At 33.7% G+C, this 19,975-nt stretch carries 20 protein-coding genes; 3 read left to right on the top strand and 17 right to left on the bottom strand.

The genetic code is table 11. From position 1 onward, the window contains the following. Positions 1-45: 45 nt before the first annotated feature. Genes EYY60_RS10465 through EYY60_RS10455 form a run of 3 tightly spaced genes read right to left on the bottom strand, consistent with a single transcriptional unit; the run spans position 46 to position 5,125 of the window. Positions 46-888: a DUF7738 domain-containing protein gene (locus EYY60_RS10465; protein ID WP_132989301.1), complete on the bottom strand. Its 843-nt coding sequence runs from the start codon at positions 886-888 to the stop codon at positions 46-48. Then, entirely contained in the window at positions 885-3,314 is a 2,430-nt protein-coding gene (locus EYY60_RS10460) for an HET-C-related protein (protein ID WP_132989300.1), read from the bottom strand. The genes EYY60_RS10465 and EYY60_RS10460 overlap by 4 nt, the downstream gene beginning before the upstream one ends. A 2-nt stretch (positions 3,315-3,316) precedes the next feature. After that, positions 3,317-5,125 carry a type VI secretion system Vgr family protein gene (locus EYY60_RS10455; protein ID WP_132989299.1) on the bottom strand — a complete coding sequence of 603 codons (1,809 nt, stop codon included), beginning with the start codon at positions 5,123-5,125 and terminating at the stop codon, positions 3,317-3,319. 224 nt (positions 5,126-5,349) lie between these two features. Here EYY60_RS10455 and EYY60_RS10450 point away from each other — a divergent pair, with 224 nt between their 5' ends. Continuing rightward, positions 5,350-5,733, top strand: coding sequence for a YtxH domain-containing protein (locus EYY60_RS10450; RefSeq protein WP_132989298.1), 384 nt, complete (start codon positions 5,350-5,352; stop codon positions 5,731-5,733). Positions 5,734-5,833: 100 nt separating this feature from the next. Then, the gene (locus EYY60_RS10445) at positions 5,834-6,640 is read left to right on the top strand and encodes a mechanosensitive ion channel family protein (RefSeq protein WP_394346641.1); all 807 of its coding nucleotides are present in this window, start codon (positions 5,834-5,836) and stop codon (positions 6,638-6,640) included. A gap of 10 nt (positions 6,641-6,650) precedes the next feature. Here EYY60_RS10445 and tsaB read toward each other — a convergent pair whose 3' ends face one another. The 8 genes from tsaB to EYY60_RS10405 all read right to left on the bottom strand — a co-directional run bounded on the left by tsaB (position 6,651) and on the right by EYY60_RS10405 (position 14,747). Continuing rightward, complete coding sequence (gene tsaB / locus EYY60_RS10440; RefSeq protein WP_132989296.1) at positions 6,651-7,322, bottom strand: tRNA (adenosine(37)-N6)-threonylcarbamoyltransferase complex dimerization subunit type 1 TsaB; 672 nt, start codon at positions 7,320-7,322, stop codon at positions 6,651-6,653. Positions 7,323-7,345: 23 nt separating this feature from the next. Then, positions 7,346-7,612, bottom strand: coding sequence for a hypothetical protein (locus EYY60_RS10435; protein WP_132989295.1), 267 nt, complete (start codon positions 7,610-7,612; stop codon positions 7,346-7,348). 6 nt (positions 7,613-7,618) lie between these two features. Continuing rightward, positions 7,619-8,911, bottom strand: a complete 1,293-nt coding sequence (locus EYY60_RS10430) for an efflux RND transporter periplasmic adaptor subunit (protein WP_132989294.1) — start codon at positions 8,909-8,911, stop codon at positions 7,619-7,621. A gap of 6 nt (positions 8,912-8,917) precedes the next feature. Next, entirely contained in the window at positions 8,918-10,300 is a 1,383-nt protein-coding gene (locus EYY60_RS10425) for a TolC family protein (protein ID WP_132989293.1), read from the bottom strand. Between the two features lie 79 nt (positions 10,301-10,379). Continuing rightward, the gene (locus EYY60_RS10420; protein ID WP_132989292.1) at positions 10,380-11,501 is read right to left on the bottom strand and encodes an efflux RND transporter periplasmic adaptor subunit; all 1,122 of its coding nucleotides are present in this window, start codon (positions 11,499-11,501) and stop codon (positions 10,380-10,382) included. Positions 11,502-11,540: 39 nt separating this feature from the next. Beyond that, positions 11,541-12,806: an ABC transporter permease gene (locus EYY60_RS10415; RefSeq protein ID WP_132989291.1), complete on the bottom strand. Its 1,266-nt coding sequence runs from the start codon at positions 12,804-12,806 to the stop codon at positions 11,541-11,543. Positions 12,807-12,808: 2 nt separating this feature from the next. After that, complete coding sequence (locus tag EYY60_RS10410; RefSeq protein WP_132989290.1) at positions 12,809-14,053, bottom strand: ABC transporter permease; 1,245 nt, start codon at positions 14,051-14,053, stop codon at positions 12,809-12,811. Then, positions 14,046-14,747 (bottom strand): ABC transporter ATP-binding protein, encoded by a 702-nt coding sequence (locus EYY60_RS10405; protein ID WP_035651510.1) that lies wholly within the window; start codon positions 14,745-14,747, stop codon positions 14,046-14,048. The genes EYY60_RS10410 and EYY60_RS10405 overlap by 8 nt, the downstream gene beginning before the upstream one ends. A gap of 177 nt (positions 14,748-14,924) precedes the next feature. On the opposite strand from EYY60_RS10405, the gene EYY60_RS10400 reads away from it, so the two are divergent. Then, positions 14,925-16,331 carry a DUF4403 family protein gene (locus EYY60_RS10400; protein ID WP_132989289.1) on the top strand — a complete coding sequence of 469 codons (1,407 nt, stop codon included), beginning with the start codon at positions 14,925-14,927 and terminating at the stop codon, positions 16,329-16,331. Positions 16,332-16,347: 16 nt separating this feature from the next. On the opposite strand, the gene EYY60_RS10395 is transcribed toward EYY60_RS10400, so the two are convergent. From EYY60_RS10395 to EYY60_RS10370, 6 genes are all read right to left on the bottom strand, one after another. Beyond that, positions 16,348-16,650 (bottom strand): hypothetical protein, encoded by a 303-nt coding sequence (locus EYY60_RS10395; protein ID WP_132989288.1) that lies wholly within the window; start codon positions 16,648-16,650, stop codon positions 16,348-16,350. Continuing rightward, positions 16,643-17,182, bottom strand: coding sequence for a DUF420 domain-containing protein (locus EYY60_RS10390; RefSeq protein ID WP_132989287.1), 540 nt, complete (start codon positions 17,180-17,182; stop codon positions 16,643-16,645). Before EYY60_RS10390 ends, EYY60_RS10395 begins: the two co-directional genes overlap by 8 nt. Positions 17,183-17,184: 2 nt before the next feature. Then, positions 17,185-17,874 carry an SCO family protein gene (locus EYY60_RS10385; RefSeq protein WP_132989286.1) on the bottom strand — a complete coding sequence of 230 codons (690 nt, stop codon included), beginning with the start codon at positions 17,872-17,874 and terminating at the stop codon, positions 17,185-17,187. Between the two features lie 10 nt (positions 17,875-17,884). Further along, the gene (locus EYY60_RS10380; protein WP_132989285.1) at positions 17,885-18,526 is read right to left on the bottom strand and encodes a hypothetical protein; all 642 of its coding nucleotides are present in this window, start codon (positions 18,524-18,526) and stop codon (positions 17,885-17,887) included. Positions 18,527-18,605: 79 nt separating this feature from the next. Beyond that, positions 18,606-18,956: a cytochrome C oxidase subunit IV family protein gene (locus EYY60_RS10375; RefSeq protein WP_132989284.1), complete on the bottom strand. Its 351-nt coding sequence runs from the start codon at positions 18,954-18,956 to the stop codon at positions 18,606-18,608. An 18-nt stretch (positions 18,957-18,974) separates the two neighbouring features. Further along, entirely contained in the window at positions 18,975-19,970 is a 996-nt protein-coding gene (locus EYY60_RS10370) for a cytochrome c oxidase subunit 3 (RefSeq protein WP_132989283.1), read from the bottom strand. Between the last annotated feature and the right edge of the window lie 5 nt (positions 19,971-19,975).

Raw genomic sequence — 19,975 nt, 5'->3', positions numbered from 1 at the left:
CTATTCTTTAAATATTTATAAAATTATTAATTGTAAACTTTTTGATTATTGTCCCATTTTTTCTCGTTCTTTTCTATCCTTATCACGTTCTTTTCTATATTTATAATCATCCAAACGTTCATAACCAATTTTCAAATATTCTAAAGCTCCAGTTGCTGTGTATGTCAATTCATAATATTGTAAACGCCCATCTTTACATTCTTCACCTGGCGCTCTATAATCGCCTCCAAAAGTATCCGTTGTATTGCCTGAGTCATTTACACCATCTATATCCTGATCAACATAACCAAACTGTCCTGAAAATGGCAGGTCTTTTCGATAACTGTTTATTTCGGCTACTTTCATATCGGCTCCCACAGGAAAACCATGTAAGTTTACATAACCTTTGTAGGTAGTAAATGGATAAATGAAGTTTTTAGGGGCATTTTCTTCTTCAAGATTTTTTAATCTCATTTTATTTTCCTCAAAAGAACTACTTTTATCATTTAGTATATTATTTTTCCATTCTTCAGTAATTTCTTCATGATCTCTGGCATAATTCAATTGCCCTGCTTTGCCTTCTCGACTATCTAGATTTATAAAAAATATATAAATAGCAGCTACTTTACCTCGTTCGCCTTCATTTTGCCAATCGTCTATAGCAATTCCCAGATCGTCCCAAACAAAAGCCAAATTTGTATCTCTACTAGGCTTTCCTAACACTTTTTCCCATTCACTTAGAGATGTTCCTAATTCCAGATGCTGTCCTTTGTAAGACAAACCACAACTGTCTATTTTTATAGCCGCTTGTGAGACATCACTATTTTTTTCTGTTTTCATATTTTGACATTGGGTATTTAGTATTGTTAAAAGTAAAAGGACTATCGCTGTTTTTAGTTTTTTTATCATTTGCTGTTTTTTTTAAAATAATCCATTACTTCTTTTATTTTTTTTAAAGTCTCTTGACTAATTTGTTGGGCTTCGTGATGAGCATGTTCATAAATAGTATCATATTTTAAATTGTCAATTATTTTTTTATTGCTTGGTTGATCTCTCCAGTTTTTAACAATTTCATCACTCCAATCAGCATTTTTAGAGTTGGGGTGTACAAAATATTTATCAGCAGTATAATCGGCTAGTTTTTTTCCATCCCAGCCTTCTTTAAACTTTGCCCCTACATCTTTTACCGCTTTCTTTGCTAGAGTCGCTGATAGCTTATTAAGTGGATGGCTGTACGAGTCTTTTGCAATTTGAGAATGCGATGGGCAGTTGCCATAATTTTTGTTTAAATGACTTTGAGCCTCCGGCACTGTTGTTTCAAAAGAACTTAATACAATATTAAAGACTACTTTTGGAAAAAAAGACATTACCTGTGAAGTGTAATCCATAGATTTTGAGAATGCCTCTAGTGCTTTTGCACCTAATTTTTCAGCAAAATCTTTCGATTTCCATTTTAATTTATCTGCCTTAATATATTCGGCAGCCATAAAATCCTGAAAAGACAAATAGGTTGTAAACCAATTTAACCAAGTAGAGAATTCCACCCCCATGTATGAAGGATTCTTTTTTGCCGTGTCGCTTTTTTGCCCTTTTGCTAAATCTTGTAAAACCTTTACAATAAACATTTCACTTAATGTTCTTTGCTTAGGAATTCGTCTTTGATAGTCCTTTACTTTAGGGTCAAATAAAAGATTTGCCGCCTTTGGTCCTACACTGGCAAAAGTATCTTCAGTCAAAAAGGTACCGCTTACTATAGGAATCTCTTTTGAGGCTTTACCTTGTTTGTCTTGCACCCATGGATACACCATTGAAGCTCCATTTTTAATTAATGAAATTTCAGTAAAATTAGTATGAGCAAAATAATCTTCTAAAACATGTAATCCTGCCCCTAGGTCCCTAAATCCTTCGGAAGTTTTGCCCTTTTGGCATGCCAGAATAATTTGCTCTTTCATATAGGTGACCGCAGCAGGGCGTTCGGGATAATCTGTCCAGAAATAGTGCAACATATTACGACTTGCGTCTAAACTCCATGATTTTTTATTATCTCCGGCATATAAGGTTTTTGACTTACCATTATAATTAAATGAAATTGCTTTGCCCTTATCATCAGTTATTTGAGACTCATCTTCTAACCCTTTTGGATTGTCTATATGCTCTTCAGGTCTATAAATTCCTAAAACATCTTTTGTTAAAGAACCAAACTCATTGTCAAATTTTTTTTTAAGATCAATAAAATTATCTGTAACTGTATGTCCTGCCTCTTTTGCGGGATCGTAAATAAATTCTTTTATAGCTAAGATCTCCATTAAACTCACCCAGGTTTCATGAGAAAGTTTCATAGGCATAGCTTCTTGTACAACTTTATTTTTCTGAAGTTTAATCGCCGCATTAGCTCCTCGAACTGATATACCAACTATTAACTGCGAAAAATCTCTTAACCAATTGCCATAATATATTTTACTAACTTGTTGATCATCGAATAATTCTTTACTAACTAAACTTTCAAATTCAATGTCACCATGTGCAAAGGCTCCATCTTTGTTGAGTTTACGGTTTCGTCCTGCTCCAAAATTAGAGATATCAGTACCCGGAACTTCATCATACTGTTCATTTTCATCTACATATCTGGTAATTTCCGTATGCAGTTTTGAAAAATCAACTTTTAAATCTCCTTTATATGTAGGCATTTCTGTTTTAGCATAATTTAAGGAAGACTCTTTAAAAATATCAAATTTAAACAGTGCGTAAGCAAATTTTGCTCCTTCATCTATGACATCATTATCTGGCTTTCCCTCTATTGCAAGTTCTGTTCTAAGTAAATTATCAATATGGTGCCCATATTCTTCAACAAGTGCAGCTAAGAGTTCTGCACTTTTATCATTATCTTTTACGGCATCTTCAATAAACTTTTGATAAACAATAATTTTTTTCCTTTTATTGCTATATCCTGCATTTTTTCCGTTTACAGGAATCTGCGAAACAATAATTTCAGGATTTTGAATTTTTTTATCACTAAGATCTCTATATAATTTACTTAATGCCGAGATTTCAATTTCATAGCCAAATATTTCAAGCATACAGAACATAAAAGGCATTTCAGCCAATTCTGTTGCCAATTGGCTCAATTGATCATGTGCATAAGTGCTTTCAAGTTTATATTCTGCTTCCTTAATTGTTACATTTGGACTTTCTGGTTCCCCAAAAAAAGTTCCCTCTTTTGCAGTAAAAGATATCTTTCTCTTGGCATTATAAACAATACTTTCTTTAGCATAATATATTTCTTTTCCTCCTGTTGTTTCTATAATTTTACCGCCAACGTTTCTAATTCTTGTCATAATTAAAAAAGATTAGATTTTTCTGCACTATTAAGCTGCGTATCTTTTTGAGAATGTTTTTGAATTCCCTCTTCAGTAGAGGTTTGAATTCCTTGTTGGCTATTTACGATTCTATCCTGTGCCGTATGTGATTCGGCATTTCCTTGAATGTCTTCAAAAATACTACCAGTCACATTCAGCATACTATTTCCACCAATACTCAAATTATGCATCATTCCAACAGTTGTCGACTTATCAACCCCAACACTTTCGATGATATTTAATCCTGCCGTAGTTGTAATGCTTTCAGAAGCATTAATGATTAAATTTTTGCAGTTTAGGGTCAAAGTTTCCGGCACGGTTATAGTTGTACTTTTGGTTTCTTCGTTTAGATGAATCTCATTTCCACTAGGGTCAGAAAGCCATATACCCGCTTTCTCAATAAATTTCAGCAATTGCCCAAAGCGCATTCTAATAGCTTTTATCATGTTATTAGGGTCAAAGAATTCTGGTTTTGCCTGTCCGTTGTAATGTGCTCCCATAACGTACGGGTTTTGTGCATTTCCACCTTCAAAACTTACTAAAACTTCATCATCAATTTCAGGTCGCCAATACGAACCTCTCCCGTGTCCTGCATAATTTTGCACTACTCTCATCCATTCACTTGATTTGCTTCCATTTCCCCAAAAGAATTCAACCCTCACACGTCCAAGGCCTTCTGGATCATTGTTGTCTTTTATTTTTGCGGGCTGAGTTTCTGCTTTAGCAAAAACAGTGGTATCTGTATAATGCGGTGCAGAGACATCGTCTGGAATCGCTTTAAATTCACAGGTATAATTGCCATGAACTTGTGAATGGTGTATCGCCTCTATACAAATAAGATGATATTCGGTAGTCCCGTTGATAATTTTAAATGCCTGTCCAAGTCCTATTGGGAAATAAGATATCCCACTATAATAGACACTGTTGGCATCGCTTCCTGCGGTTTCGAGATTGACCATTTCATCTAAATCTTCTTTATTTAGTGCATTATTGGTATAAGTTCCCAAACTCACTTCCGGCTGCGTTACAGTTCCTTGATTAAAACCGACATTAGAAGCAAAACTGTCTTTGCTACCCGAAGAAGTTCTCAGCGAAGAATTTCTGATATTGGTCGCATTATTATAATCGTAACCAGCCAGTGAGATTTTATGCGCACTCATATTAACTTCTATCTTAAAGCTGTGAAGAGAAGCTCCGTTTATTAATTTAATTTTGGAGCTTTTAGTCTGCCCAAATTGCATTCGCATTCCATCAAAATAAAACCATTGGCCGTAACGAGAAGCTATTCTTTTCAAGAAATTAAAATTAGATTCATTGTACTGAGCCAGATATTTAAATTCCTTCATGTAGGTCGACCTAATTGCATCTCTTTGATAAAATTCCGTCGGACCTTCTGACAAAACATCCAACACAATGTCGTCCATTCCTCTTTCAAGATAAGTTCTGGATTTTGGTCTATCGTCTAAAACAATTGTATGGCTTATCCCGCTTACATGAAGACCTGCTGCACTTCCATTTAAGTCGATTGAGGATAATTTAGTTATAATACCTTTGCTCATAAGCTTGATTCCAGTCAGGCTCTTAAAAGTAAAAATAACCTCATTGCCGTTATAGCTTCTTATTGCTTTGCCTTGGTCTTCAGGTTTTATAACAGCTTTCCCTGTATATTGCCAGACAAATGAAAAATAATGATGATCTGCCATTTTCTGTGACAGCTTCAAATCGTAATAAATTATGTTTTGGGTAAAACCGCCAATGGTTATGTGGACTTGGTCAGAAAAATGCGCCATAAAATAAAAGTTAAATTTATAAAAAGTAAGAATTTTCTGTTAATTTAAATTATTTATTTCATTCCTACAATACCCACTTTTAGTGATCTTTAAAAATTAACACAATTAAAAAAACACCCAACATCATTATATACAATTCATTTACAGTAAATTATCAGTACAAAGACATTATTATTCTGCAAAAAAGTTTAATATTGTAATCCTAAACCAATCAATAAAAAACTATGGGATTATCATCTTTTTTCAAAAATTTATTTGGTTCAACCAAAGAATCAGTAAACGAATTGGCAAATAACGCCGAAACCACTTTTGAGCAAGCTAAAGAAGCTGCAGCTCCTTATATTGAAAAAGCGGAGACTTTTGCTGAGGAAACAATCGCTAAAGCAAAAGAAGCTTCAGAACCAATTATCGAAACTGCTTCAGAATATGCACATCAAGCAAAAGAAACAGTAAGCGAATATGCCGAAAAAGCTTCTGATGCCATTAGTGATGTTATTGAAAGCATAAAAGAAGCTACTGTTGAAACTACAGATGATGCAAAAAAAATTGTTACTGAAACTGTTGTTGATACAAGCGAGCCAGAAATTGAGGAAGCTGAAAAAGAATAAAAACGCATTCTTTTCTTATAAAATCAAATATTCTTTATATTTGCAAAATAATACACGCCTTCTCTTTTGAGAAGGTTTTTTTTATCCTTAAAATATAATTATGAGCCCAGAACAGTTAGCAAGTTACACTACTCGATTGATCAATTTATTAATAGATTATTCTCCAAAATTATTTTCAGCATTTCTGATTTTATTTGTTGGATTATATGCCATTCGATTAATAAACAGATTGATCAGAAAAATAATGGTGAAACGAAATTTAGATCCTACCTTGACTAAATTTCTCGCCGACATATTATTGTGGGCGCTTCGAGTTTTATTGTTTGTAACTTTTATTTCAAAAATTGGAATAGATACTTCTTCTTTCGTAGCTATTTTAGGTGCAATGGGTCTTGCCGTTGGTTTATCGCTTCAAGGTTCGCTTTCTAATTTTGCCGGCGGAATGCTTATCATTGTTTTCAAACCTTTCAAAGTGGGCGATACAATCGAAGCTCAAGGAATTGTAGCAACGGTATTAGAAATTCAGATTTTTGTGACCAAAATGTTGACGGGAAACAACCAAACTGTTTTTGTACCAAATGGCGCGTTATCAAATGGAACAATAATCAATTATTCGATGCAGGGAGAAAGAAGGGCCGATTTGACTTTTTCAATTTCTTATGATTCTGATATCAAAAAGGCAAAAGATATCCTTTTGGCTACTTTAAACAATAATCCAAAAGTGCTTAAAACTCCAGCTCCAGAAGTTTTCGTAAAAAATCTATCAGCAAGTTCTGTGGATTTTGCGGTTCGTCCTTGGGCTAAAAACACCAACTACTCAGCTGTTTTTTCTGAAACTTTAGAGAATTGCAAAACAGCTTTAGACCAAGCAGGAATTTCTGTTCAGCCTTATACAATTCAAAAATAAATATAGATTATTATTTTTTTGACGGAAGCGTCATCATAAAATCTTTTAAATAATACGGTTCAAAATAAGCGACATCTACAGTGTCGCTTTTTTGGTATTTATCATAACTGATTTTACTCATTTCACGCGCAGAAGGATATTTAATTTCTTCTAAAAAGACAAAGTTTTCTTTTGTCAAAACTGGTTTGCATTTTTCCGCACAATCACCAACAAAATATAGCACCTCTTTATATTCTGCAAAAGAATCTTCTGTAATGACTTCGGCTTGAATGGCTCTTTCTGTTTTTAAATCGGCGCTAAAAACTTCATTGTAAACTTCCATTCGGCGGGCATCCAGCATCGGAATTATTTTTCCTTCTGAAACCGAAACTCTTGAAGCTAAAGTTTCCAATGTATCAACAGCTATCAACGGAATGTTTAAAGCGTAACATAGCCCTTTTGCCGCCGAAACTCCAATTCGTAAACCGGTATAAGAACCCGGCCCCTGACTTACGGCAACTGCCTTTAAATCCTGAGCCGAGATATTTGATTCAGCAATTATTTCTTCAATAAAAACATGAAGTTTTTCGGCATGCGAATATCCTTCTTCAGCAATTTCCCTGCATACAATGGTTTCTCCATTTTTTGCAATTGATACTGAACAATTTTTAGTTGCTGTTTCGATATTGAGAATAAAAGACAAAATATTTATTTTTTAAGTTAAAATTATTTTCGAACTGCGACAGCTATCCCAATGAAAAGGAATGATAATATGCAAAACAGCCCAATTGCAATGAACAAACTGACAATCAAAAAACCGATATACAAAAACAGCTTTTTCCAAGATGAAAAATAAACGTATTCTTCATTATAATATTCTGATCTATATAAGCGATAATGTATGTAAATAAGAAATACAGCAATTGTTGCTAATGCCGCACCAAAACCATAAATCATTTCCATTGAAAATCCGCCATGTAATGCAATAATCATAGCAAGTTATTTCTTAGGAGTTTCTGCTTTTTTAAGCTTTACTTTATCGCCAGAATTCAAGTCTTTAGAAACCGTTGTGTATGGACCTGTAATCACGACATCACCTGGCTTTAATCCAGACATTACTTCAATATTAGTATCATCTTGGATTCCAGTTTTAATGATTCTGATTTTAGCTTTATCACCTACTTTTACAAAGACGCATTCGTATTTTTTATCCACTTTTGGCGCTACCTTTTTATCTTCGTTTGGATCGTCAACTTTAAATTCTTTTACCGCAGTTGTATCTGCTTTAACAACAACAGAGCTGATTGGCACTGCCAAAACATTTGTTTTGGTAGTTGTAATAATATCAACAGTAGCTGTCATTCCAGGTCTGAAAGGCGAATAAGCTTCTGGTTTTCCTTCTAATAAATCTTTATAAGAATCTTTCAGAATACGAACTTTAACCTTAAAGTTTGTAACCTGATCTGAAGTCAAAGCCGTACTTGCAGAGTTAGAAATGCTGGTTACAACTCCGCGGAATTTCTTTTTTAGATAAGCATCAACTTCAACATTTGCTTCGTCTCCAATCTTAATTTTCACAATATCATTTTCGTTGACATCCACTTCAACTTCCATATTATTCAAATTCGCAACTCGCAAAAGCTCTGTTCCTGCCATTTGTTGTGTTCCTAAAACGCGCTCTCCTAATTCAACATTTAATACCGAAATCGTACCATCTGCAGGAGAATAAATCGTTGTACGTCCTAAATTATCTCTAGCCTCAGTAACAGATGCTGTAGCACTTTGAACATTGTAATACGAACTTTGTTTTGTTGCTTTTGCGACTTCATAAGTCGAAATAGCTTTATCCCAATCTGATTTTGAAATTACGCCTTTGTCATACAAGGTCTTATTTCGCTCATAATTTGCTTTTGCCTCTCTAAAGTTGGCATCAGATTGTGTCAAACCTGCCTTTGTACCAGCCAAGTTTGCAACCGAACGCTCTAAACCAGAAGTGTACAAATCTGGATTTATCTTAACCAATAAATCTCCTTTTTTAACTACTTGGCCTTCTTTTACGTTTAGCGCAATAATTTCGCCTGAAACCATTGAAGCTATTTTAACTTCGATTTCAGGCTGAATTTTTCCAGTTGCCGAAACGGTTTCAACAATTGTCGAAGCCACAACTTTTGATATTTCTACTTCTTTGCCTTCATCCTTATTTCCAATAATTCCTGCTTTTGACAGACCTATTAAAGCAGCAATAACTATAATTGCGCCCCCGACTAAGAAATAAATTGTTTTTTTTGACATAGTAAATTATTTTGCAGGAATTGGAACAATTGGAATTCCAAAATAGAATTCAAGAATCTTTATTTTAAATATATAATCGTATTTCGTTCTAATAACTTCAGACTGTGCATTTGTCAACAACGTCTGTGCTTGCGTAAAATCAAATGAATTCATCAATCCTACATCATACTTTTCTTTAGCATAATTGTAAGCCTGTTGTCTTGCCTCTAAAGTTACTGTTGCTGCTTCGTACGTATTTAAAGCTCCTTTTGCATTTGTAAAAGCCGTATATACGTTACGTTGCAAATCTAAACTTTTTTGCTCTAAATCTATTTTAGATTTCTCTAAACTTACCTTATTTCGTTCAACATTATTTCTAACTGAGAATCCATTAAAAATCGGAACATTCAATTGCAAACCAAAATTGTGACCTTTGTTATCGCTAAATTGCTGGAATAGCGGGTCTGGCCCCACAGTATAAGGCTGATTATTAGAATCAAACTTTACCTGATCGCTGTAACTTGCTCTTGTGTTAAAGCCATAAAAACCACTAAGCGTTGGCTGATAAGCTCCTTTTGCAATAGCAACATTTTTTTCGGCAATTTCAAGATTGGTCTGTGCCAGTTTTAATTCGGTTCTTGTTTCTTTTGCTTTGTTATAAATATCAACCGGGCTTTGTGCCATGATATTATTTTCATCTTTTGCATTTGTATCATCAACAACATCAAAATCAGCAAATTCTTTAAGCTGTAAAAGCTGTGCCAAACTAAGCTTTGAGATCAATAAATTATTCTCAGAAACCGCAATATTTTGCTTATCTGTTGCAATAGTAGCTTTCAGATCAAATAAATCACCACGCGGAATTGTTCCGGCACTTACCATTTCTTCAGAACGCTTTAAACGTTTTTCATCAATTGCAAGTTGTTCTGTTTTAATTTTTAAATCTTCTTTATAGCCCAAAATCTGAAGAAAAGCATTTGCAACGTTCAACGAAACATCTTCCTGCATTTTCAATAATTGATATTGAGATGCAATAATAGCAAGTTTTGTTCGTCTGTAAGTATTTTGGTTTTGCAGCCCTTTGTAAATATCAACTCCAGCATTTAAACCTACAGATGAGTACTGAGTTGTCTGATTACGCAAAACACCTGTAGTCACATCCTGGTTCAAACCAATATTCCAGGAATGCGATGCATTTCCGTTTACCGATGGAAGATATCTGCCAAAAGCATCTTTTTTATTTATTTCAGCATTTTGAACGTCTAATTCCGAATTTTTAATCGTGATATTATTGTCCAATGCATATCGTACACATTCTTCTAATGTCCATTGTTTTGTCTGCGCTTGGCCTGATAAACCAAATCCAAAAAGCATGGCAAAAACAAGACTATTTATTTTATTTATTTTCATATATTTTGAATGAAGCACAGCAAACAAGCCATGCAAATTTAACATTTTAAAAACCCAAAAACTCCTCTAAATAATCAAATTATTTTTTATCCTTATCTCCTTCGTTAATCAAGCCTTGATTCCAGATTTTGATTTTATCAGAAGCTGCAACGCCGCTTTTAACTTGAACATAAATTCCGTCACTAACACCTAAAACTAAATCTCTTCTCTGAAATTTTTGCGGTGCCGTTTCAACTTCTACATAAGGTTTTTGAGTTTTTTTGTCAAACTGCACAAGCGATTCTTTAATAGCTAAAACTTTATCTGCTTTTTCCAATATAATCGATGCGTTTGCACTTAAGCCAGCTCTGATAAAAGTATCTCCTTTATTTTCTAATCTAGCTTTTATTTCAAACTGAATAGCTCCATTTTCTGTAACTCCTTTTGGTGCGATATCTGTTAAAGTTGCATCGAATTTTTTATTTTCAATTGCTCCGACTGTAATTTCAATAGGCATTTTTTCTTTGATTTTACCTACTTCAGATTCGTCAATTTTTCCAATGAAAATCATTCTTCCAACATCAGCCACACTAGCAATTGTAGTTCCTTCGTTAAAGTTATTACTTTCAATAACTTGGTTTCCAACTTTTACAGGTACCTGCAATACCATTCCGTTTACAGTTGAACGAATTAATGTATTTGCATAACTCCCTAAAGATGTTGTTGTTCCTGTTTTTACGATATCTAAACTTTGTTTTGCAGCCAAATAATTTTGTTTTGCTTGTTTATAAGCCACTTGAGCCGCATCAAAATCATTTGCAGAAATTACATCCTTATCAAATAATGTCTTTTGTCTTTGATAGATTTTTTCCTGATTGTCCAATGCAATTTTTGCAGTCTGCACTTGATTTTGCGTACTGCTTACATTTGAAACATTGGCAACAACTCTAATTTTAGCAATCATATCTCCTGCTTTGATTTTCTCTCCAGCTTTGATATACACTTCTTCAATAATTCCTGAAATGTTTGGTTTGATTAAGACCTCTTCATCAGGTTGAATATTACCAGTTGCAATGGTATTTTTTACTATTGTTTTAATCTCTGCCTTTTCTGTTTGAAACACAATTGGCGATTCTTGATTTTTAGCATATAAATAATACAGTGCACCAAAGAAAATTATAGCAATAAAGATTAAAATGGTTACGGTTACTCCTTTTTTCATTTTGTTTTTGGTTTAATCGATTATATTTTGATTGATAATTTATTCTGTTCGTAAAGCGTCAACTGGCTTCACATTAATTGCAGTTTGAGCTGGAATAAATCCGGCCAGCAAACCTGAACCCACTAATATTAATAAGGCAACAAATACAACTCCTAAATCAACGCTCGGACTTGCAAACATCGTATTGCTACCAGGAGGCATGGAATCTAAAGCCATATTTAAAAGAGCTATGATTCCGGTGGCGACGGCAATTCCAAGCATTCCTGAAATAATAGTTAAAAAGATAGACTCTGATAAAATTTGTCCACGAATTGCTGCAGGAGTTGCTCCCAAAGCTCTTCTAATTCCAATTTCTTTTGTACGTTCTTTAACTACAATAAGCATAATATTCGAAATCCCGATTACTCCAGAAATCAGAACCAGAGTTCCAACAAAATAAGCAATGATTTTCAAGATATTAAACAAACTTTGCACTTTATTAAACTGCTCGTACAAATCGAAATTCCCGACTGCTCGGTCATCTGCAGGATTTATCGAATGCAATGCTTTAATTATTTCAAGAATTTTCGGTTTTAAATCGGTAATCGATGTTTCATCTTTTGCCGTAAGTGCCATCCAGCCTACTTTATCTCCATAATTAAAAGCTTGTTGGAAAGTAGTAAATGGAATAAATATATTCTTTTGTTCCTGTTCTGCATTTCCTCCTTGTTGTTTAGATTTATAAACCCCAACAACCATAAAATTTATGCTGTTAATTTTAATATAGGTCCCAATGCACTCTTCTTCTTTTCCATAAAGTTCGCTGATAACACCTTGACCAATCACACACACTTTTCTTTTTCCTTCAATATCTTGCTGGTTTACAAATCTTCCTTTTATGATATCCATTGGCTGTTGCTTAATCAGCTCCGGATAATCTCCATAAATGGTAAATGCCGATGTTTTTGTACCGCGCACCACATTATTGGTTCCGTTGAAATCACCCAACTGATTTCTTGGCGAAACATATAATAAATCTGGCAAAGAGGCTTTTAACGCCGCAACATCGCTATTTCTAAAATCATAACGGCGCGTTTTTGGCAATCCTTTATATGCTTTTGACGTTGTCTGACTCCACATGAACATTGTATTTGTCGCAATTCCGTCAAAACCTTTTTTTATTCCATTTTCCAGTCCATTTCCTGCTGCTAGAAGAATCACCAAAATGAAAATTCCCCAAAAAACACCAAAAGCCGTCAAGATCGTCCTGAAAGGATTTGCGGTCAATGCCTGTAAAATTTCGTCCCAATTATCTTTTTTAAACATAATTATTCGTCTCTAAGTGCTACAATAGGTTTGATTTTGGCTGCTCTATATGCCGGAAAAAAACCAGCCATTGCGCCTGCGAATACAAGTAATACTAAGGTTGTTAATGCTACACTGAAATCGACTTCTGGATTTCTGAAATATTCGCTTTGTACCATTGGCCCAACAAATTCTAATAACATTAAACTCATCAACAATCCTATAAAACCAGCAATTGTTGTAATAAAAATAGATTCATGAAGGATCATTGTAATAATAGAAAATGGAGATGCACCCAAGGCTTTTCGAATTCCAATTTCTTTAGTTCTTTCTTTTACAATAATCAGCATGATATTACTTACACCAACAACCCCTGCAATGATTGTACAAATACCAACCCACCAAAAGAATAATCGTATATATAAGTTTAAATCATAAAATTGCTTTGCATCTTTTACTGAATTATACGCACCAATTCCACTATCATCATCAGGAGCAACCATGTTTTTGCTTTTCAACAAATCTTTTACATCCTGAGTAAATTTTTCAGATTGTGCCAATGCTTCATCGTAATCATTTGTTTTCTTTAAGTTAAAAGACATATAACTAATTTTATCTCCTCCACCAAAAGCTCTTTGCACAGTAGTTCTAGGCAAATACGCTCTGGATTCTTCTCTTTCTCCTCCAGGATCTGTAAAAACTCCCACTACTTTAAAATTGACATTATTGATTGCGATTTCCTTACCTAAAGCATCTTTATCTTTAAATAAATCTGTTTTTACTTTCATCCCAATCGCTGCTACTTTTTCATTGTTAGCCAAATCGTTACTATTTATAAATCGGCCTTGAACAACTGTAAGGTTTTCTACTGAACCATGATCAGGATCTACTCCTCTGAATTGATAACTCGCAGATTCTTTACCATAAGAAATCGTACCACCCCAAAAATTATAGGAAGCAGAACGCAAATCTAATTTATCCTCAAATTTTTGAACAGATTGATTATAATCACTGTTTCTAAGCTGAATTTGTCTTCCCGGATTTAATCCTTTGTATTCTTTTGTTGTCGTTCCAGACCAAACCTCAATAAGTCCGGCTGCATCGCGCTCGAACTGTTTTTCAATTCCATTCTGGAGTCCTTTACCAGCACCCAGCAAAATCACCAAAATAAAAATTCCCGATGCGACTGAAACTCCAGTCAAAAATGTTCGCAGTCGGTTTTTGGAGATTGCTTCAAATATTTCTTGCCAACGCTCAATATTAAACATAAGATGAAGCTCTAACTTGTTCTACTTTTTTATCATCGATAATTAATCCGTCTTTCAGGACCACATTTCTCTTGCACATAGCGGCAATATCAGGTTCGTGCGTAACGATCAAAATAGTTTTACCTTCATCGTTAATTCCTTGAATAAGTTCCATTACTTCATAAGAAGTTTTAGTATCCAAAGCTCCTGTAGGCTCATCCGCAAGCAAAACTTTTGGATTTGAAGCTAACGCTCTAGCGATTGCAACACGTTGTTTTTGACCTCCAGAAAGCTCATTTGGCAAATGGTGCGAGTGAGACCCCAAACCAACTTTCTCCAAATATTTCATAGCGATATCATAACGCTCTTTTCTTTTTATTCCTTGATAATACAATGGCATCGCCACATTATCAAGTGCACTTTTATAATTAATCAAATTAAAAGACTGAAAAACAAAGCCTAAAAATTTATTACGATATTTAGAAGCTATCGTTTCGTTCAGTTTTTTAATTGGAGTTTTATCTAAAGTATAACTTCCAGAATCAGCCTCATCTAAAATTCCTAATATATTAAGAAGCGTCGATTTACCAGATCCCGAAGATCCCATGATAGCTACAAGCTCACCTTCTTCAATATTAAAATTTATGCCTTTTAACACATGCAGTTCTGAACTTCCCATTTTATAGGATTTATGCAAATCTTTGATTTCGATCATGGTATTGTTAATTTTTTAAAACAATAATAATATTTTTTATAAGTAAATTATGATAACAAAACGTTAATAATTTCATTTTAATATTTAAATAAGACGGCACTCTTTCGCAATTGTTACACTTTTTTACAATTATTTAATTGTTTTCTTAATTTTGTGTCACTCAAAAAAATTGTACCAATGAAGCTTCCTTCAATTTTCGCTTTATTTATAGCTATTGCAATTCTTGCTGGCTGTTCCACATCTCAAAAATTAGAAACTTTAAAACCAGAACCAGATGACGCGAGTCCATTGGTTTATGATGCAAATCCGTCATTTATAAATTTGCCGATAAACGTAAAGTTGGCTGATATCGAAAATCAAACGAATACTCTTTTGAACGGACTGATTTATGAAGACAACAATATCGAAGATGACGATATTGAAATGAAAGTATGGAAACAGGCCCCAATAAAAATTCAGAATGACCCTGCATCTCCAGATAAAAAAATCAAAACTATTTTGCCTTTAAAAGCAACTGTAAAATATCGAATTGGGACCAAAAAACTAGGAGTCGAACTTTATGATACTCGTGAATTTAATTTGAATGGAGTAATCACATTATCTAGCGATGTTGCTTTGACAAATTGGAAATTAAACACTAAAACCGAATTCAAATCATTGGATTGGAACGAAAGTCCAACTATGATGGTTTTTGGAAAAAGTATGCCAATTACGTATTTGATAAATCCAGCAATTTCTATTTTCAAATCAAAAATCGAAAAGAAAATCGACGAATCAATTGAAAAATCAATGGATTTCAAACCAAATGTTTTGACTGCATTAGAAAAAATATGTACGCCATTTCAAATGAGCGACACTTATGAAAGCTGGTTAAGAATTGCTCCTGTAGAAGTTTATTCGACAAATGCGAAGCTGAAAAACGATTCCTTTTTATTAGATATGGGAATGAAGTGCAACATGGAGACTATTGTAGGCAAACAGCCCGAATCAAAATTCAATGCCAATAAAATTGTTTTAAAACCTGTTGCTAAAATCCCAAATCAGGTTAGTGCTAATATTGCAGCAATCTCAACTTATGCAGATGCTTCCAAAATAATGACGAAAAATTTTGCTGATCAAGAATTTGGATCAGGAAGCAAAAAAGTAACTGTGAAAAATGTGGCCATCTGGCACAAAGACGGAAAAATGGTTATCGCTTTAGATGTTTTAGGTTCAGTAAACGGAACATTATATCTTAACGGATTTCCACAATATAATCCGCAAACAAAAGAAATCTATTTCGACAAACTAGACTATGTATTAGACACCAAAAGCAAATTAATGAGAACTGCAAGCTGGCTTGGACAAGGCTACATTTTAAGAAAAATGGAAGCAAGTTGCCGTTATTCAATTCAGCCAAATTTAGAAGAAGGCAAAAAAAGCATGGCTTCGTATCTTAAAAACTATTCGCCAATGCCTGGAGTTTTTGTAAACGGAAAAATGGAAGACATTCAGTTTGATAAAATCCAACTGACGAATCAGGCGATTATCGCTTTTATAAAAATAAACGGAACTGTAAATGTTTCTGTTAACGGATTAAAATAAAAAAAGCAGTCTAAAATTAGACTGCTTTTTTCTTTTTAGACTGGTACATTCTGTAAATCAGAAAACCAATTATACCTACGAGTAAATAAGGAATAACCATTAAATATACAATTCCATCATTTACAGCTTCAGCTTTTTTTGTATTTGAATCTCCAGCCAGTGCTGCGCGGCACATTGCACATTGGGCATTTGTTGCCAGAGAAAAGAAAATAGAAAAAAGAGCAAAGAAGCTTTTTGTTGAGAAAAAATCCACGATAATACTTCTGCTTTTAGAAAGTCTATTTTCTTTATTCTTATTTCTATACTTTAATTTATACATAGTAAGGAGAGATCATTAAATAAACCACAACTCCTGTAACCGCAACATACAGCCAAAGTGGAAAAGTTATTTTAGCTAATTTTTTATGTCTGTCAAAACGTTGTGCCAATGCTCTAACATAAGTAAATAAGACAAGCGGAATAATTGCTATCGATAATAAAATATGCGTTATTAAAATAAAGAAATAAACATAGCGCAAAACACCTTCACCACCATATTTAGTAGAATCCGCCGTCATATGATACGCAACATACATCACCAAAAAAGCAACTGACAAAGCAATTGCAAAAGTCATTAATCGTTCGTGCAACAAACGTTTTCCATTTTTAATAGCCATTACAGCAACAACTAACACAACCGCTGTTAGACCATTTATTGTTGCATAAACTGGAGGCAACATAGATAATGGCTCAACATTAATTCCAAAATCTTTTAGTTTTACACCAAACAAAATCGCCACAACAACCGGTATTACAATTGAAACCGCGATAATAAATTTATTGTATTTTTTTTCTATTGAATTATCTTCCATTTTTATTCTGCTAATAAAACTTTAATATCTTCTTGAATTTCTCTAACTCCTTTTTTATCCAATCCATCATAGTACAAAATTGGGTTTCCAAATTCATCTTTTCTGCATCGAATTTTACCATCTTTATCAATCAAAGCAAATAAACCTGAATGTTCAAAACCTCCGCTCACCTTATCATTTTCTCCAGCATATAAATTAAATCCTTTGTTAGACAAATCCATAATTGTTGCTTTATCACCTGTAAGGAAATTCCAATTTGAAGATTTTACACCAAGCAACTTTGCATGATCTTTCAAAACCTTTGGCGTATCATGATTAGGGTCTATAGTAATTGAAACGATTCCGAAGTTTGGATTTCCAAAGAAGGTTTTTTCAATTTCCAACATGCTTAAATTCATTTTTGGACAAATTGAAGGACAAGTTGTGAAGAAGAATTCCAAAACATAAACTTTTCCTTTATAGGTTTCGTTCGAAACTTTTGCGCCATCTTGATTTGTCAACTCAAATTTAGGAGCTGGTCCAATTGTCAACAATTTAGCAGCATCTTTTGAGTCTTTCAAACCAACATTATCCAGGCGGTTTCCTTTTACAACTTCTCCGTTTTGTATTCTGTCAACAATTTTTGGCACTGCATAAATTCCAAAAATAAGAACGATAAACGAAATTCCGATGTATGATTTATTTTTAAACATGTAGATAAAATTAAAGTTGTTTAGTAGCGTTGTGGTTCTTTTTAAGAGCTGCGCGATATTCATATAAAATGATTTTGAAATCATCAAGCATCTCGTTGCTCAACTCTGACGGATGAAAAGTATCATATCCTTCCTTGTACTCATCCTTGTCTTTTCTACCTCTAAGATTTCTCTCTTTATCAACAATATAAACATTTGGAGTTCCAAGATTCTCATTTAATTTTCCTTTTAAATGAAGTCCATCATAAAACTTTTGAATTTCTTCCTTTGAAGCAAATACAAAATTCCAATTTTTAACATCTGTAAAAGGAGATAAAGCATCAACTATTTTTTGAGCTTCTTTTTCTGTCCCAAGTGGACATAAAATCACAAACTGAAGATCTTCAAAACCGTTATAACGCTTGTAGATTTTTTCATTTAGATTAAAGTAATTCCCTCGGTTCTCTAAAATATTTGTACCTCCAAAACCAAGTACGGTAATCTTTTTATTAAGAGAGATTTTTTTTCCGTTTAATGAATTCCAATTTCCAAAATCAGCCACTTTAGGTGTTATTACAGGAAGTGTTGTGAAACTATTTACACCAGAAGCAAAAAATAAATAGGCTACAATTGGCAAAACAAAAAGTACAAAGAGAACTATATTTTTTTTCATTGTTTATGCGGGAAAATATTGAGGTACAAAAATAAAAAAAGCTCCGCAAATCGGAGCTTCTTTTCGAATTAATATCATGTTAAAAATTCCATTTAATAGTAGAATCTTTAAAAACCCCATAAATATAATGTCCTTCTGTCAAAAGAATAAACAATAAATATAAAACTAGGAAAATAACTGGTGATACAACAGACCATCTAAGGCTGCTTTTTTCACCTTCCATGTGCATAAATGCCCATACAATATAATATGCTTTGAAAATTGTAAGGATATAGAAAATCCAGTTCAATAAATTCAAACCTACAAAATGATTACCTTCTAAAACTGCAGGTTTGTAGATACCAAGAATAACCTCTACTGTAGTTACTACTGATAGTAATGCGAAAACAAACCAGATTCTTTTTGTATTTGATACGTGCTCGTGTGACATAATAATTAAAATCTAAAATTAAACTAAGTAGAAAACTGTAAATACGAATACCCAAACTAAATCTACAAAGTGCCAGTATAAACCAACTTTCTCTACCATTTCGTAGCTTCTTCTTTTCTCATAAGTTCCTAATAATACATTAAAGAAGATAATGATATTAATGATAACTCCAGAAAATACGTGGAATCCGTGGAATCCAGTGATGAAGAAGAAGAAATCAGCAAATAATTTACTTCCGTATTCATTTCTAGTTAAGTTTGCTCCTTCAACTACATATTTTGCAGTTGCTAAACGAGTTTCAGATTCTGCTCTAGTTAAAATATGTTTACTCTTTTTCCCGTTTGTTTCAATAATCTGCTCTGTTCTGATCAATAATTCAGGATGTGCTTTAAAACCAGCTTGAACTTCAGCAACAGTATAAGTTGGCTGCGTTTCTGCATCTTCCATGAACCATTTAGCTTTAGACCTTGTAAGTGCTTCTCTTTGTTCTGGTAATTTTACAGCAAATGCTTCAAGAGCTACTCTTTTACCATCTTTGTCTACAAACTGCAATAAACTTCCACCTGCTGTTTCAATTGCGCCATATTCTCCTTTAATGAAGTTTTTCCACTCCCAAGCTTGAGAACCAACGAAAATTAAACCTCCAATAATAGTCAAGAACATATAAATAGCAACTTTTGTCTTTTTTAAATGATGACCCGCATCAACAGCCAAAACCATTGTTACAGATGAGAAAATCAAGATAAAAGTCATTAAGGCTACATAATACATAGGAGCCGAAACGCCATGCATAAATGGGAAGTGAGTAAACACTTCGTCAGCCAAAGGCCAAGTTTCAATAAATTTAAATCTAGAAAAACCATAAGCAGCAAGGAATCCAGAGAATGTCAAGGCATCTGATACGATGAAAAACCACATCATCATTTTACCATAACTTGCTCCTAATGGTTGGATATCATCTCCGCCTCCCCAAGTTTTTTCGTTGTTATTTGCAGTAGTAACTGTCGCTTCCATAAAAG

Origin of the sequence: Flavobacterium zhairuonense, from assembly GCF_004352915.1 — a bacterium.
In the GTDB taxonomy this organism is placed as follows: domain Bacteria; phylum Bacteroidota; class Bacteroidia; order Flavobacteriales; family Flavobacteriaceae; genus Flavobacterium; species Flavobacterium zhairuonense.
The sequence above is the reverse complement of the archived record's forward strand: the minus strand, read 5'-3'. Positions and strand labels throughout refer to the sequence as shown.